Origin of the sequence: Actinoplanes philippinensis, from assembly GCF_900113015.1 — a bacterium.
GTDB lineage: Bacteria > Actinomycetota > Actinomycetes > Mycobacteriales > Micromonosporaceae > Actinoplanes > Actinoplanes philippinensis.
Genome location: NZ_FONV01000004.1, coordinates 608,560 through 623,498 on the forward strand (window position 1 = coordinate 608,560; position 14,939 = coordinate 623,498).

Annotated in this window: 12 protein-coding genes; 7 read left to right on the forward strand and 5 right to left on the reverse strand. The window is 71.4% G+C overall.

From position 1 onward, the window contains the following. Positions 1-101 precede the first annotated feature (101 nt). Positions 102-1,007: an ABC transporter ATP-binding protein gene (locus BM290_RS13025; RefSeq protein ID WP_093613468.1), complete on the forward strand. Its 906-nt coding sequence runs from the start codon at positions 102-104 to the stop codon at positions 1,005-1,007. Next, complete coding sequence (locus BM290_RS13030; protein WP_093613470.1) at positions 1,007-1,777, forward strand: ABC transporter permease; 771 nt, start codon at positions 1,007-1,009, stop codon at positions 1,775-1,777. Before BM290_RS13025 ends, BM290_RS13030 begins: the two co-directional genes overlap by 1 nt. Before the next feature lie 13 nt (positions 1,778-1,790). Here BM290_RS13030 and BM290_RS13035 read toward each other — a convergent pair whose 3' ends face one another. Further along, entirely contained in the window at positions 1,791-2,702 is a 912-nt protein-coding gene (locus BM290_RS13035; RefSeq protein WP_093613472.1) for a LysR family transcriptional regulator, read from the reverse strand. A 79-nt stretch (positions 2,703-2,781) separates the two neighbouring features. On the opposite strand from BM290_RS13035, the gene BM290_RS13040 reads away from it, so the two are divergent. The 3 genes from BM290_RS13040 to BM290_RS13050 are packed head-to-tail and all read left to right on the forward strand — an operon-like array spanning position 2,782 to position 5,472. Then, complete coding sequence (locus BM290_RS13040; protein ID WP_177319690.1) at positions 2,782-3,603, forward strand: NAD(P)-dependent oxidoreductase; 822 nt, start codon at positions 2,782-2,784, stop codon at positions 3,601-3,603. Continuing rightward, on the forward strand, positions 3,600-4,010 hold the full coding sequence (locus BM290_RS13045) for a RidA family protein (RefSeq protein WP_093613476.1): 411 nt from the start codon (positions 3,600-3,602) through the stop codon (positions 4,008-4,010). The genes BM290_RS13040 and BM290_RS13045 overlap by 4 nt, the downstream gene beginning before the upstream one ends. A 40-nt stretch (positions 4,011-4,050) precedes the next feature. Further along, a complete protein-coding gene (locus tag BM290_RS13050; RefSeq protein ID WP_093613478.1) occupies positions 4,051-5,472 on the forward strand; it encodes an MFS transporter in 1,422 nt (473 codons plus the stop codon). On the opposite strand, the gene BM290_RS13055 is transcribed toward BM290_RS13050, so the two are convergent. Continuing rightward, on the reverse strand, positions 5,451-6,005 hold the full coding sequence (locus BM290_RS13055) for a GNAT family N-acetyltransferase (protein WP_093613753.1): 555 nt from the start codon (positions 6,003-6,005) through the stop codon (positions 5,451-5,453). The two genes, BM290_RS13050 and BM290_RS13055, sit on opposite strands and share 22 nt — an antisense overlap. Positions 6,006-6,206: 201 nt before the next feature. Here BM290_RS13055 and BM290_RS13060 point away from each other — a divergent pair, with 201 nt between their 5' ends. Further along, the gene (locus tag BM290_RS13060; protein ID WP_093613480.1) at positions 6,207-6,968 is read left to right on the forward strand and encodes an SDR family NAD(P)-dependent oxidoreductase; all 762 of its coding nucleotides are present in this window, start codon (positions 6,207-6,209) and stop codon (positions 6,966-6,968) included. Between the two features lie 135 nt (positions 6,969-7,103). Beyond that, positions 7,104-8,243, forward strand: coding sequence for a chymotrypsin family serine protease (locus BM290_RS13065; RefSeq protein WP_093613482.1), 1,140 nt, complete (start codon positions 7,104-7,106; stop codon positions 8,241-8,243). A gap of 56 nt (positions 8,244-8,299) precedes the next feature. Here BM290_RS13065 and BM290_RS13070 read toward each other — a convergent pair whose 3' ends face one another. The 3 genes from BM290_RS13070 to BM290_RS13080 all read right to left on the reverse strand — a co-directional run bounded on the left by BM290_RS13070 (position 8,300) and on the right by BM290_RS13080 (position 14,863). Continuing rightward, positions 8,300-9,640, reverse strand: a complete 1,341-nt coding sequence (locus BM290_RS13070; protein ID WP_444978729.1) for an extracellular catalytic domain type 1 short-chain-length polyhydroxyalkanoate depolymerase — start codon at positions 9,638-9,640, stop codon at positions 8,300-8,302. Positions 9,641-9,818: 178 nt separating this feature from the next. After that, a complete protein-coding gene (locus BM290_RS13075; RefSeq protein WP_203779825.1) occupies positions 9,819-14,306 on the reverse strand; it encodes a HAMP domain-containing protein in 4,488 nt (1,495 codons plus the stop codon). 128 nt (positions 14,307-14,434) lie between these two features. After that, on the reverse strand, positions 14,435-14,863 hold the full coding sequence (locus BM290_RS13080; protein ID WP_093613755.1) for a response regulator: 429 nt from the start codon (positions 14,861-14,863) through the stop codon (positions 14,435-14,437). Between the last annotated feature and the right edge of the window lie 76 nt (positions 14,864-14,939).

Below are 14,939 nucleotides of genomic sequence, written 5' to 3' on the forward strand. Positions count from 1 at the left end.
CGTGGTATTTCGGCGGCGCTCCGCATACGTCAACCGTGGTAGGGCGACGGCCCGCGCCGGAACGACGCCGACTACCGCCTCGCCCGGCCAGCCTGGTCGGCATGATCGACGTCAAGGATCTGACCAAACGCTACGGCGCCCTGACCGCGGTGGACGGCTTGTCGTTCCGCGTACGCCCGGGGGTGGTGACCGGGTTCCTCGGCCCCAACGGCGCCGGGAAGTCGACGACCCTGCGGATGATCGTGGGCCTGGACCGGCCCACCGCGGGCACGGCGACGATCGACGGACGGCCCTACGCCCGGCTCGCCGCCCCGCTGCGGCAGGTGGGCACACTGCTCGACGCCACAGCCGTTCACCCCGGGCGTACGGCCCACCACCACCTGTCGGCGCTGGCGGCCACGGCCGGCGTCGGGCGGTCACGCGTCGACGAGGTGATCGGCCTGGCCGGGCTGGACTCGTCGGCGCACCGGCGGGCCGGCGGCTTCTCCCTCGGCATGGGACAGCGGCTCGGCATCGCCGCCGCCCTGCTCGCCGACCCGCCGGTGCTGATCCTGGACGAGCCGGTGAACGGGCTGGATCCGGACGGCATCCGGTGGATCCGGGATCTGATGCGCGGCCTCGCCGCCGAGGGCCGCACGGTGTTCGTCTCCTCGCACCTGATGAGCGAGATGGCGCTGACCGCCGGGCACCTGATCGTCGTCGGTCACGGCCGGCTCCTCGCCGACGAGCCGCTCGCCGACTTCATCACCCGGGCGGAGCTCGACACGGTGCTGGTCCGTACGTCGGAGCCGGACCGGCTGCACCGGATGCTCGCCGGTCCGGAGGTGACCGTCACCGCCGTGGACCGGGGGGTCTTCGAGGTGGCCGGGCTGGACGCCCAGCAGATCGGCGATCGTGCCGCGGCCGCCGGGGTCACCCTGCACGAGCTGTCGACTCGCCGGGCCAGCCTGGAGGACGCCTTCATGCGCCTGACCCGGGACGCCCACGACCACCGGGAGAACGCGTGATGTCCGAGGTCACCTTCGTCCGGGTGCTGCGCTTCGAGTGGATCAAATTCCGGTCGCTGCGCTCGTCCTGGCTCACCCTGGCCGTCGCCGTCGCCGTCTTCATCGGCCTGGGACTGTTCACCACCTGGTTCGTCTTCGTCTCCGGCGCCGACAGTGCGGCGGCTCTCGACGCGGTCACCGCCGCCCTCTCCGGCAGCGCCCTGTCCGTGCTGATCGTCGGCGTGCTCGGGGTGCTGGTGATGACCGGCGAGTACAGCACCGGGACGATCCGCTCCTCGCTCACCGCCGTACCGCGCCGCATGCCGTTGCTCGCCGCCAAGGCGGTCGTGTTCGCCACCGTGGTCTACACGCTGATGCTGGCCGCCACGGTGGTCACCGTCGTGGCGGGGCAGCGGGTCATCGGCGCCGCCGGCGTTTCGCTCGCCGATGCGGGGACGATCCGGGCGATCCTCGGCAGTACCGCCTACGTGACCGGCGCGGGGTTGCTCGGCCTGTTCCTCGGGGGCGTGCTGCGGTCGACGGCGGGCTCGCTCACCGCCTTCTTCGTGGTGACGTTCCTGATGACCCTGGTCAGCCGGCTGATCCTGTCGCAGGGCTGGCGGGAGAGCGCCGGCCGGTTCCTGCCCTCGGCGGCGGGTGAGGCCATGGGCGCCACGATGCAGCTCCCGGATGCCCTCACCCCCGGGCAGGGCGGCCTGGTCTTCGCCGGATACGTCCTGCTCGCCGGAGGCGCGGCCGCCTGGCGGATGACCCGCTCGGACGCCACCTGAGGCCGGCGCGGGCTCACCCCCGCGGGTCGTCGCCGAAGCCGTGGGCGGCCTCGCGCAGATGGGTGAGGAACCGGGTGACCGCGGGCGGGACGGCCCGGCCGGCGACGGTGGCGGCGAAGACGCGGCGGACCGACTCGTCGTCGGCGTGCAGGCGCAGCAGCGCGATGTCGGCCGGTGTGCCGCGCATCGCCAGGGCGGGCACGAGCGCGACGCCGAGCCCGGCCGCGACACAGCCGAGCTTGCCGGTCCACTCGGCCGCGACGATGTCGATCCGTGGCTGGAAACCGCTGGGCAGGCTGGCGCGCAGCAGCGTGTCCTCGGCGTTCGCCGAACCGACGACGAACGCGTCCTCGGCCAGCTCGGCGAGCCGCACGACCCGCCGCCGGGCCAGCCGGTGCCCCCGGGACACCGCCACGAGCAGCCGTTCGTCGAGCAGGTGATGCAGGTCGACGTGGCCGCCGCCGATCGGCCCGGCCGGCGACGAGCTGACCACCACCACGTCGGCGGCGCCCGCGGTGAGACGGTCCAGCAGTCCGGGCGTCAACCCCTCGATCAAGGACAGGGCGACATGGGGGTACGCGGAGCGGAACGACGCCAGAGCGCGGGGAACGAGCGCCGCCACGGCGGTGGGGAAGGCGCCGACGCGTAACCGGCCGGCGTCGAGGCGGTGCAGGTCGTCGAGGCTCTGCTGGGCGGTGGCCAGCCGGTCCAGGATCGCCTCCGCATGCGGCAACAGGACGCGGCCCTGCTCGGTGAGCGCCACGCCACGGGGCAGGCGGTCGAAGACCCGGACCCCCAGATCGGTCTCCAGGGCCGCGATCTGTCGCGACACCGCCGACTGGGTGAACCGCAGCTGCCGGGCGGCGGCGGTGATCGAGCCGCTGCGCGCGACGGTCCGGAACACCTGCAGCAGTTGGGTCTCCACCACGACATGCTATCCACGCATGGCATCCATGCCGGACACTCGTTGGTCGCATGGCCCGGTGGCTTCTACGGTGGTGCCCGTGACGAGGATCGCGGTCCTGGGGACCGGACACATGGGATCGGCAATCGTGCGGCGGCTGGTGGCGACGGGTCATCGGGTCACGGTGTGGAACCGCACTGCGGAGAAGGCGACACCGCTGGCCGGACTGGACATCGGCATCGCCGCGACACCCGCCGCGGCCGTCGCCGGGGCCGAGCTGGTGATCACGATGCTGACCGACGCGGCGGCGGTCGAGGCCGCGCTCCTCGGCCCCGGCGACACCGCCGCGGTGGCGGCTCTCCGGCCGGGCACGGTGGTGGTGCAGATGTCGACGATCGGGCCGGACGAGATGCGTACGCTCGCCGCCCGGATGCCCCCGGGCGTGCCGGTCCTCGACGCTCCGGTCGGCGGCAGCGTCGGCGCGGCCGGGACCGGCACGCTCGCGATCTTCGCCGGCGGCTCCCCCGACGTGCTCGGCCTGGCCGAGCCGCTGCTGCGCGACCTGGGCGCCGTACACCACTGTGGCCCGATCGGCGCCGGGTCGGCCCTGAAGCTCGTGGTCAACGCGGCGATGATCACCTCGATCGGCGCGTTGCACGACACCCTCGCCGTCGCCGGCGCGGTCGGCGTCGACCCGGCGATCGCCCTCCAGGCGCTCGCGGCCGGCCCCCTGGACAGGGCGGTCCAGCGGGCGACGGCGACCGGCGCGTCGTTCGCCATCGCGCTGGCCGCCAAGGACCTCCGGCTCGCCCTGCGCGACGTGCCGGCGGCCCCCGTGACGGCCGCCGCCCTGGACCTGCTGCACGCCGCCGCCGACCCGGCCGCGGACATCGCCACCCTGATCGACCTGGAGACCCGTTGAACCTGACCCTGGACAATCCGCCGACGGTCGCCGCGCCATTCGGTGACCGGTTCGCCCACGTCGCCCGCCTCGAACTCGACGGTGGCGCGCTGCTCCTGCTCGCCGGGCAGGTGGCCGTCGACGACACCGGCGCGGTCGTCGCGCCCGGCGACGCCGGCGCACAGGCCGAGCGCGTCTTCGAGATCATCGGTGGGATCCTGGCCGCCCACGGAGCGGGCCTCGCCGACGTCATGCACGTCCGGACGTTCATGACCAGCCTGGACGATCTACCGGCGTACGGCGCGGTACGCCGCAGGCTGTTCCCGGCCGCCACCCCACCGGCCAGCACGACGGTGGAGGTCAGCCGGCTGTTCCTGCCCGGCGCGGTGCTGGAGGTGGAGGTCACCGCGGCGGTCGGGCGCCGCTGAGGGTCGATGGCGCCGGCCGCCGTCGGGTATCCCTGAAGGCGTGTCGAACGATCGCGTCGCCGGGGCCGTCCGGCGGCTCTGGCCGGCCGGTGGCGCCGGGGCTGTCCGGCGGCTCTGGCCGGCCGGTGGCGCCGGGGCTGTCCGGCGGCTCTGGCTGGCCAGCGCCTTCTCCGCCGGTTCGACGTGGACGATGCAGATCGCGCTGTTCGTCGCGGTGCTGCGCGAGCACGGCGTCGCCACCCTGGCCGTCGTCGAGCTGGCCGGCACGGTGCCCGCGCTGGTGGTCATGCCGCTGGCCGGAGCGCTGGCGGACCGGTTCGACCCGCGCCGCCTGGCGATCACGTCGATGGCAGTGCAGGCGGTCTGTGTCGCGGGCCTCGCGGCACTGCTCGATGGCGGGGCGCTGTGGGCGGTCACCGCGCTCTACGCCGCACAGGGCGTGGGCGACACGGTGTGGGCGCCGGCCCGTCAACTGTGGCTGCACCGGTGGGTCGAGCCGGCCGGGGTGGCGCGTGCCAACGCGGCTCTCGGCTCGATCAGCGGCCTGACCATCATCGCCGGCGCGACTCTCGGTGGGGTGCTGTCGGCCTGGGGTCCGGCGTACGCGATGGGGGTGGCGACGCTGCTGAAGATCGCCGCGGTGGCGCCGTTGCTGCTGCTCCCCCGGCTTCCGGCGACGCACGCCGACCCCGGCTCACCGGCCGTACCCGGCGCACCGGCCGCCCCCGGCTTACCGACCGACCCCGGCTTACCGGCCGTGCCCGGCGTACCGACCGGCCCCGCCACACCGGCCGACCCCGGTTTACCGGCCGACCCCGCCGCACCGGCTGACCCCGGCCGTGCGGGGTTCCGGCGTCAGCTCGTCGACGGGCTGGGCGCCGTCCGCGACAACCGGCTGGCCGCCTCCGTGGTGTGGATCGGGATCGCCTGGGGATGCATCGGCGGCGCCTACTCCGTCCTGCTCGCTGGGCACGCCCTGACCGATCTGCGGCTGAGCAGCGCCACGCTCGGGGTCCTCTACGCCGTGGACGGCGCCGCGGTGATCGCCGGCACCGTCGTCGCGGCCCGCCTGGCGGCCCGGCGTCACCTGCCCGCCTACGCCGGCGCCTACCTCCTGCAGGGTGCCGCCTGGGCGTTGTTCTTCGTCGCCGGCGACGTCGTGCTCGCGACCGCCGCGCTGGCCGTCATGCGCCTGAGCAGCGGTGTGATCATCGCGCTGGACACCACCATCCTGCTGGCCACCGTGCCGGCGCGGCTGCGCGGACGGGTGACCGGCCTGCACATCACCACCTACTCCGCGACGGCACGTGCGTCCCTCGCGCTGTACGGCGTGCTGCTGACCGTCGCCGACGCCCGGCTGCTGGGCGTCGTCTCCGGTGTGGTGTCGATGGCGATCGGGCTGGTGTGGTGGTGGACGCAGCGGCGGGACAGCCCGCGTGCCTACCTGTCCGCGCTGTCGTGACGTCTGTCGTACTCCTCCCGGGTGATCGCGAACACGTCGACCGTCGAGCCGTTGCCCGGCACGGTGGTCCGCCGGTCGAAGGTCAGGCCGATCTTCTCCATCACCCGGGCCGAGCGCACATTGTCCACGTGGCGGATGCTGACCAGCCGGCCCAGCCCCTGATCGACGAGTCCGAAGCGCAGAGCCGCCCGTGCGCCCTCGGTCGCCAGGCCCGCGCCCCAGAACGAGCGCCCCAGCCGCCAGCCGATCTCCACGGCCGGCAGGACCTCGGGCAGGAAGAGCGGCACCGCCAGCCCCACCCAGCCGGTCAGCTCGCCGGTCGCCAGCAGCTCGGCCGCGAACAGCCCGTGGCCGTGCTCCGCCCAGTGCTGCCGCATCCGGTCCACATGGGCGGCGGTCTCCTCGCGGCTCAGCACGGAACCGTCCCGGATGTACCGCATCACCTCGGGATCGGCATACATCGGCGCCAGGGCGTCGACGTCGTCATCGCGCCACTGTCGCAACAGGAGCCGCTCGGTACGGAGTTCGATCATGGCCTGATTGTCGCCGACCACCCGTCCGCCGGCCTCGTCGCCGGTCTCGGCGGCTCGGCGGATGGCACTTACCTCCAGGTAGGTACGGACATATGAGTCCCTACTTGTGGCCCGACATTCCCTGCGGAAGCCTGGCATCACACCGGGTCATCCATCGACGATGGCGCGCGCGTCGGCGCGGGCCGGCTGGAGAAGACGTCATTGAGCAGCTACGCGGGCAAGAAGGCCGTGATCACCGGCGGCACGATCGGCATCGGGCTGGCCACCGCGAAGGCACTGGTCGACGGTGGTGGCGAGGTCCTTGTCACCGGTCGTGACGAGAAGAACCTCGCCGCAGCGCAGCAGGAACTCGGCGACAACGCGCGGGTGGTGCGCTCGGACACCGCCGTGCTCGCCGACATCGAGCGGCTCGGCGCGACCGTGGAGAAGGAGTTCGGCCGGATCGACCTGCTCTTCGTGAACGCGGGCTTCGCCCGGCCCGGCCCGTTCGGGCACGTCACCGAGGAGCTGTTCGACAACACCTTCAACGTCAACGCCAAGGGCGCGTTCTTCACCGCCCAGCGCCTCGCGCCGCTGGTCGAGGACGGTGGCTCGATCATCTTCACCACCTCGATCGCCAACGACTCCGGTAACCCCGGCATGGGTCCGTACGCCGGATCGAAGGCCGCCGTCCGCGCCTTCACCAAGGTCATCGCCGCCGAGCTGCTGCCCCGCGACATCCGGGTCAACAGCATCAGCCCCGGCTTCATCGACACCCCGACCGGGGGCATCACCGGCGCCTCCCCCGAGATGCTGGCCGCGTTCGAGAAGGTCGGCGACACCATCACCCCGATGCGCCGGCACGGTTCGGCCGAGGAGGTCGCGCGCGCCGTGCTCTTCCTCGCCTTCGACGCCACCTTCACCACCGGTGCGGAGCTCAACGTCGACGGCGGCCTCGGCCAGCGGCTCAACCGTCAGCAGTGAGAACTGCCGGAACGAGGAGCCGGCGGCCGGCGCATGAGGCGACCCGCGCGAGTGACTGCCTTTTTAGGAACCTTTACTTATAGACTGTTGTCGATCTGCGGATCACCCCGTCCCCCGCGTGGAGAGGCACACCGCATGAACGACAACAGGCGTCTGGGCTCCGCCCTCGGCATCGCCGTCGCGTTGGTCATCACCGGCACTCCCGCCACCGCCGCCGCGCCACCGGCTTCCCCGCAGCCGGCCGCGCAGCGGTTCGAGTTCCCCGCCGAGGCGCGCCGGCAGATCCCGCTGACGCAGGCCGCCTCGGCGATCCGCCGCACCGTCGAGCAGGGCACGAACACCGGTTACGCCGGTCTCGAACTCCAGGACGACCGGGTCGTCCTCTGGTGGAAGGGCACGGTTCCCGCCGGGGTGCGCCAGGCCGTCGGCGCCGCCCGGCGGACCGCCCCCGTCCAGATCGCCACCGCCGCCCACTCACTGCGCGAGCTGCGTGCGGCCGGCGCCCGGCTGCGTACCTCCCTGGCCGGGAAACCGCGCATCAAGTACGCCGTGGACGGCAGCCGCGTGATCGTCGACACCGCCGGGGGCGCCGGCCTGACCGCGGCGCGGATCCCCGAGGTGGGGGTGCCGGTCGAGGTCGTCGACCAGGGTGCACGGGTCCTGACCAGCCGCCGGGACGACTGGCCGGAGTGGAAGGGGGGCGCCGACCAGATCAACGGAAACTCCCGCTGCACCACCGGTTTCCCGGTCCGCAACTCCTCCGCCGACTTCATCCTGACCGCCGGGCACTGCGGCAGCAACGGCGACCAGATCCGCGACGGTGTGGGTGAGTTCATCGGCACGTTCACCGGCGACCGCGACGATCACGACATCGCGCTGGTGCACACCCCCAGCGGGGCCGACAACCTGATGTACGTGGGCGGCCTGGACAGCAATCTGGTCACCACGGTCGAGGGCTGGGACTGGGTGTTCCCCGGCGAGTACCTGTGCCAGTCCGGCGGCTCCTCGGCCCGGGACACCGGTGGCCCGGTCTGCGGCCTGCGGGTCGAGAAGTTCAACACCGACTCGGGCGACGCCGTGGAGGCCCGGCAGGTCGACGGCCGTCCGGCGGTGCGCGGCGGGGACAGCGGCGGGCCGGTCTTCGGGCCCTCGGCCAGCGGCAACGTCATCGCCAAGGGCATCAACAACTACACGTACGTCGGCAACAACACGATCCTGGGCTTCCAGGACTTCGGCACCGCCACCCGCGACTACGGCATCTGGATCGCCGACTGACCGAGCGCGAGCGGGGATGCCGTCCCGGCCCTGGAGCGGGGCCGGGACGGCGGGCCTCAACTGCGCAGGCTCCACTTCTGGGAGGCGCCGCCCGAGCAGGACCACAGGACCACGCGGGTGCCGTTCGCGGTGCCGCCGCCGGTGGTGTCCAGGCAGAGACCGGACTGGACGCCGACGATCGTGCCGTCGGACCGGACGTCCCACTGCTGGTTGGCCTGGCCGCTGCAGTCGTAGATGATGACCGCGGTGCCGTTGGTGGTGCCCCTGCCGGAGGCGTCGAGGCACTTGTTGCCGTAGACGGTCAGCTGCTTCGACGACGTGGCGGTCCACCGCTGGTTGCTGTTGCCGTGACAGTCGTAGATCTGGGTGGCGGCCGCGTTGGTGGTCGCGGCGCCGACGACGTCGACGCACCGGCCCGACCCGGTCCCGGCGATCATCACGCCGGCCGGCGCGGGAGGGCTGCTGCTGCCGGGCGTGCCGGTGTCGAGGCCGAGGAACGAGATGGCGTACGCGAGCTGTCCCCCCTGCGGCAGGTCGTGTCCCACGCCGGCGATGCTCACCCCCTCGATCGTCGCCTGGGTGCCGGTCGTGCCGTACCGGGTCCTGGTCCACGACGACTGCGGGCGGTCGGTGAACGCGGGGGTCGTGGAGAGGCCGTGCAGGTTGGTCCACTGCTTGATCTCCTCGCCGTAGTTCGGATAGGCGAGGGTGGTGTCCCGGTCACCGTGCCACAGCTGGATCCGCGGGTACCGGCCGGTGTATCCGGGGTACATCGCGCGGGCGGTGTCGCCCCACTGCTGCGCGGTCCTGATCAGGTTGCCGCCCGAGCACTGGCTGTTCCACAGCGAGCCGTTCGTGGTGGCGAAGCAGCCGGCCGGCACCCCGGAGAACGCCGACGCCGCGCTGAACACGTCGGGGTACTGGGCGGCCAGCACGTTGGTCATCATGGCGCCGGACGAGAATCCGCTGACCACGATGCGTGCCGGGTCCACGTTGTACCGCGACCGGGCCCAGTTGACCATCGACATGATGCCGGTGGAGTCGCTGCCGCCGTCGCGGCGCAGCGCGGCCGGGCTGGACACGTCGAAACACTTCTCGCTGCGGGTCGCCTCGGGCAGCACGACCACGTAGCCGTACCGGTCGGCGGCGGTGATGTAGTCCCGCCCGTTCCCGCCGGCGATCGCGGCGGCCGTGCCGGTGCAGTAGTGCACCAGCACCAGCAGGGCGGGCCGGGACGCCAGCCGGTCCGGGACGTACGTGTACATCCGGAGGTTCGTCGGGTTGGTGCCGAACCCGGTGACCTGGGTCAGCGCCGCGGCCGCGGCCGGGCGTGGCAGCAGGAACAGGGACAGCGCGATGATCGGCCCCATCGCGACCACCAGCGCGACCCGAAGCATTCGTCTCATGGGGATTTCCTTTCACGGGGGAACGAGAAGTTAACGCTCACACCCGGGAAAGGTCAAATGCCCCGGTCAATGTTCTGAACACCCTCCGAACAGGGGAAACGCATTCTCATAACCGTTTTTTCGGCGCTCTTCGAGGGCCTTTTCGCACGTCTCGAAGAAACAGCCCCGATCATGCGGACAGCCAGCGTTCGATGCAGGTGAGCAGGTCCTCGGCGTCGACCGGCTTGGTGACGTAGTCGCTGGCGCCCGACGAGATGCTCTTCTCCCGGTCGCCGTGCATCGCCTTGGCGGTGACCGCGATGATCGGCAGGTCGGCGTATTTCGGCATGGCCCGAATGGCCGCGGTGGCGGCGTAGCCGTCCATCTCCGGCATCATCACGTCCATCAGGATCAGGTCGATGTCGTCGTGCCGGGCCAGCACCTCGATGCCCTTGCGGCCGTTCTCGGCGTAGACGACCTCCATGCCGTGCAGTTCGAGGATGTTGGTCAGCGCGAAGACGTTGCGGGCGTCGTCGTCGACCACCAGGACCTTGCGCCCGGCCAGGTTCTGGGCGACGGCCGAGACCTCGGCGATCGTGTCGACCGGCATCGGCGGCGGCAGCACCCGCCGCCCGGCCTCCGTCGACAGGTGCAGGGTGATCCGCTCGCGCAGGTCGTCGAGGCTGGACAGCGACTCCAGCGGGCGGGTCTGGGCGAAGGCCTGCAGCAGCGTGTCGTTGCCCAGGGGCGCGTTCTGCGTACGGAACACCAGCACCGCGACGTCACGCAGGTCCGCCTCGTCGTGCAGCGCCTTCAGGAAGTTCGGCCCGTTGTCGGCGGGCATCGCCAGGTCCAGGACCACGGCGTGGAACCGCTGCGACCGCAGCTCGGCGACGGCCGCGGCCGGGTCGACGGCGGTCACCACATCGGTCGGCCCGTGCGTCTCGGCCACGGTGGCCGCGGCGCCCCGCGCGATCAGGGTCAGCAGACCCTCCGGGTGGCTCTCGACGACCAGCAGCCGGCGCGGCGCGGCCGGTGCGGCCGGGGTGGGGGCGATCAGCTCCGGATCGGCGGGCGCCGGCAGGGGCTGCGTCACCAGGTCGATCACCCGCTGGACCGGCATGTACAGGGTGAAGGTGCTGCCCTGGCCGAGGACGCTGTGGGCGCGGATCTCACCGCCGAGCAGCCAGGCGATCTCCCGGCTGATCGACAGGCCGAGCCCGGTTCCGCCGTACCGCCGGCTGGTGGTGCCGTCGGCCTGCTGAAACGCGTCGAAGATGGCGGTCAGCTGCTGTTCGGCGATGCCGATGCCGGTGTCGGTCACCCGGAACGCGATGACGGTGGCGTGCTCGGCCAGCGACGGCGACAGCTCGGCCGGCGTGGCCCGCTCGATACGTAGCCGTACCCCACCCTGCTCGGTGAATTTGACGGCGTTGGAGAGAAGGTTGCGCAGCACCTGGCGCAGCCGCTGCTCGTCGGTGAACAGGCCGCGCGGCACGTCGGCGGCGGTCGACACCTCGAAGTCGAGCCCGCGCGACGTGGTCAGCGGCCGGAACGTCGCCTCCACGTAGTCGAGCAGGTTGCGCAGCTCGAACGCCTCCGGCGCGATGTCCATCTTGCCGGCCTCGACCTTGGACAGATCGAGGATGTCGTTGATCAGCTGCAGCAGGTCGGTGCCGGCCGAGTGGATGACGGTGGCGTATTCCACCTGCTTGGCGGTCAGGTTCCGGGACGGGTTCTGGGCCAGCAGCTGGGCGAGGATCAACAACGAGTTCAACGGGGTACGCAACTCGTGGCTCATGTTGGCCAGGAACTCCGACTTGTACTTCGACGCCAGTGCCAGCTGCTGGGCACGCGCCTCCAGCTCCTGGCGGGCCTGCTCGATCTCGGAGTTCTTCGTCTCGATGTCCCGGTTCTGCCGGGCCAGCAGCGACGCCTTGTCCTCCAGCTCCGCGTTGGAGCGCTGCAGCTCCTCCGACCGGGCCTGCAGTTCCTCGGACCGGGCCTGCAGCTCGGCGGCGAGCCGCTGCGACTCGGTGAGCAGCACATCGGTCCGGGCGTTGGCGACCATCGTGTTGACGTTGACGCCGATGGTCTCCATCAGCTGGTCCAGGAAGTCCTGGTGCACCTGCGTGAACGGGGACATCGCGGCCAGCTCGATCACGCCGAGCGCCTGATCCTCGACCAGGATCGGAAGGACCACGACCTGCAGCGGTACGGCCGACCCGAGGCTGGACGACACGGTGAAGAAGTCGGCCGGCACCTCGTCGACGACGATGCGCCGTTTCGCGACGGCGGCCTGCCCGACCAGCGACTCGCCGAGGGCGTACCGGCGGCCGACGCCGTTGTGCCCGTAGCTGCCGACCACCCGCAGGTCCGCGCCCGCGCCGGTGTCGTCGACCAGCAGGAAGGTGCCCAGCTGCGCGCCGACCAGCGGCACCAGCTCGTTCATCACCAGGGAGGCGACCGCTTCGAGATCGCGGTGGCCCTGCATCAGCGACGAGATCCGGGCCAGGTTGGTCTTGAGCCAGTCCTGCTCCTGGTTGGCGCGGGTGGTCTCGCGCAGCGACTCCACCATGAAGTTGATGTTGTCCTTGAGCTCGGCGACCTCCCCGGAGGCGTCCACGGTGATCGACCGGGTCAGGTCACCGGTGGCGACCGCGCTGGTCACCTCGGCGATCGCCCGCACCTGCCGGGTGAGGTTGCCGGCCAGCTCGTTGACGTTCTCGGTGAGCCGCTTCCACGTGCCGGAGACGCCCTCGACCTCGGCCTGGCCACCGAGCCGGCCCTCACTGCCCACCTCACGGGCCACCCGGGTGACCTCGGCGGCGAAGCTGGAGAGCTGGTCGACCATGGTGTTGATGGTGGTCTTGAGCTCCAGGATCTCGCCGCGCGCGTCGACGTCGATCTTCTTGGTCAGGTCGCCCTGCGCCACGGCGGTGGTGACCTGGGCGATGTTGCGGACCTGGCCGGTCAGGTTGTTCGCCATCGAGTTGACGTTGTCGGTCAGGTCCTTCCAGGTGCCGGCCACGTTGGGCACCCGGGCCTGGCCGCCGAGCCGGCCCTCGGTGCCCACCTCACGGGCCACCCGGGTCACCTCGTCGGCGAACGCGCTCAGCGTGTCCACCATGGTGTTGATGGTCTGTGCCAGGACGGCGACCTCGCCCTTGGTCTCCACGGTGATCTTCTTGCTCAGGTCGCCCTGCGCCACACCGGTGGCCACCAGGGCGATCGAGCGCACCTGGCTGGTCAGGTTGGAGGCCATCACGTTCACGTTGTCGGTCAGGTCCTTCCAGGTGCCGCCCACGTTGAGCACCCGGGCCTGGCCACCCAGCCGGCCCTCGGTGCCGACCTCACGGGCCACCCGGGTCACCTCGTCGGCGAACGCGCTCAGCTGGTCGACCATCGTGTTGATGGTCTCCTTGAGCTCCAGGATCTCGCCGCGCGCGTCGACCCGGATCTTCTGCGTCAGGTCGCCGCGGGCCACCGCCGTGGTGACCTCGGCGATGCTGCGCACCTGGGCGGTCAGGTTGTCGCCCATCACGTTCACCGACTCGGTGAGGTCCTTCCACGTGCCGGAGACGCCCTTGACGTCGGCCTGCCCGCCGAGCCGGCCCTCGGTGCCGACCTCACGCGCCACCCGGGTCACCTCGTCGGCGAACGACGACAGCTGATCCACCATCGTGTTGATCGTGTTCTTCAGCTCCAGGATCTCGCCGCGCGCCGTGACGGTGATCTTCTGCGACAGGTCGCCGCGGGCCACCGCCGTGGCCACCTGGGCGATGCTGCGGACCTGGTCGGTCAGGTTGCCGGCCATCGAGTTCACCGAGTCGGTCAGGTCACGCCACGTGCCGGCGACCCCGCTCACCTGGGCCTGCCCGCCGAGACGCCCGTCGGTGCCGACCTCACGGGCCACCCGGGTCACCTCGTCGGCGAACGACGACAGCTGATCCACCATCGTGTTGATCGTGGACTTGAGCTCCAGGATCTCGCCGCGCGCGTCGACGGTGATCTTCTGCGACAGGTCGCCGCGGGCCACCGCCGTGGTGACCTGCGCGATGTTACGGACCTGGTTGGTGAGGTTGCCGGCCATGAAGTTCACCGAGTCGGTCAGGTCACGCCACGTGCCGGCCACGCCGGGCACCTCGGCCTGCCCGCCGAGCCGGCCCTCGCTGCCGACCTCACGGGCCACCCGGGTCACCTCGTCGGCGAACGACGACAGCTCGTCGACCATCGTGTTGATGGTGTTCTTCAACTCGAGGATCTCGCCGCGGACGTCCACGGTGATCTTCTGGGACAGGTCACCGCGGGCCACCGCCGTGGCCACCTGGGCGATGTCACGCACCTGGTCGGTCAGGTTGCCGGCCATCGCGTTCACCGAGTCGGTGAGGTCCTTCCACGTGCCGGAGACACCCGGCACCTCGGCCTGGCCGCCGAGCTGGCCCTCGGTGCCGACCTCGCGTGCCACCCGGGTCACCTCGGAGGTGAACAGCGACAGCTGATCGACCATGCCGTTGAACACGGTGGCGATCTCGCCGAGCAGGCCCTCCCCGTCGTCGGGCAGCCGGGTGCCGAAGTCACCGTCACGGACCGCGGTGAGGCCCGCCAGCAGCTGCCGCAGATCACGATCGGCCACCGCGGCGCCCGCCGCTCCGGCCGGCGCGTCCCGTGCAATCATCCCGTCGCCCATCGGATTCCCCGCCGCTCCTCGTGCCCACATCACGCCGCTGCGCGCGTGATCATCGGCGGAAAGTATGCATGTCAGCAGTGCTCGTCGCCCGTCGGGAACGGACCGCTCGGATCAGGTCACACCGAGGGCAGCGTCGCGACGTCACCGTAGAAGCGGCTGATCTTCTGCACGGCCGCCTCGAACGCCTCCAGCTCCATCGGCTTGGTGACGAACGCGTTGGCGTGACCGGCGTAGCTGGCCACGATGTCCGGCACGGCGTCCGAGGTGGTCAGCACCACCACCGGGATGGCCGTCAGCTCGTCGTCGCCCCTGATCTCGGCGAGCAGCTCCCGGCCACCCATGCGGGGCATGTTGAGATCGAGGAGGATCAGATCGGGGCGTACGGCGTCGGCGAACTCGCCTTCACGACGCAGATACTCCAGGGCCTGGGTGCCGTCGATCGCCCGATGGACCACCGGCGGAACCGTCGACTCCTGCAACGCTTCCTCGATCATCATCGCGTCGGCGTCGTCATCGTCGACGATCAGGACGTCAAGGGCTCGCACACCGGTCACAACCGCTCACCTTCGGTCAGATCCACAAGAACGTGAACGCTTGCACTAGTGCAAACAATAGCGGGCC

What these genes read in the sequence shown, in the direction of transcription:
- BM290_RS13025 (WP_093613468.1), top strand. Translation starts at nt 102, where the DNA reads ATGATCGACGTCAAGGATCTGACCAAACGCTACGGCGCCCTGACCGCG.
- BM290_RS13030 (WP_093613470.1), top strand. Translation starts at nt 1,007, where the DNA reads ATGTCCGAGGTCACCTTCGTCCGGGTGCTGCGCTTCGAGTGGATCAAA.
- BM290_RS13055 (WP_093613753.1), bottom strand. Translation starts at nt 6,005, where the DNA reads ATGATCGAACTCCGTACCGAGCGGCTCCTGTTGCGACAGTGGCGCGAT.
- BM290_RS13065 (WP_093613482.1), top strand. Translation starts at nt 7,104, where the DNA reads ATGAACGACAACAGGCGTCTGGGCTCCGCCCTCGGCATCGCCGTCGCG.
- BM290_RS13070 (WP_444978729.1), bottom strand. Translation starts at nt 9,640, where the DNA reads ATGCTTCGGGTCGCGCTGGTGGTCGCGATGGGGCCGATCATCGCGCTG.
- BM290_RS13075 (WP_203779825.1), bottom strand. Translation starts at nt 14,306, where the DNA reads ATGATTGCACGGGACGCGCCGGCCGGAGCGGCGGGCGCCGCGGTGGCC.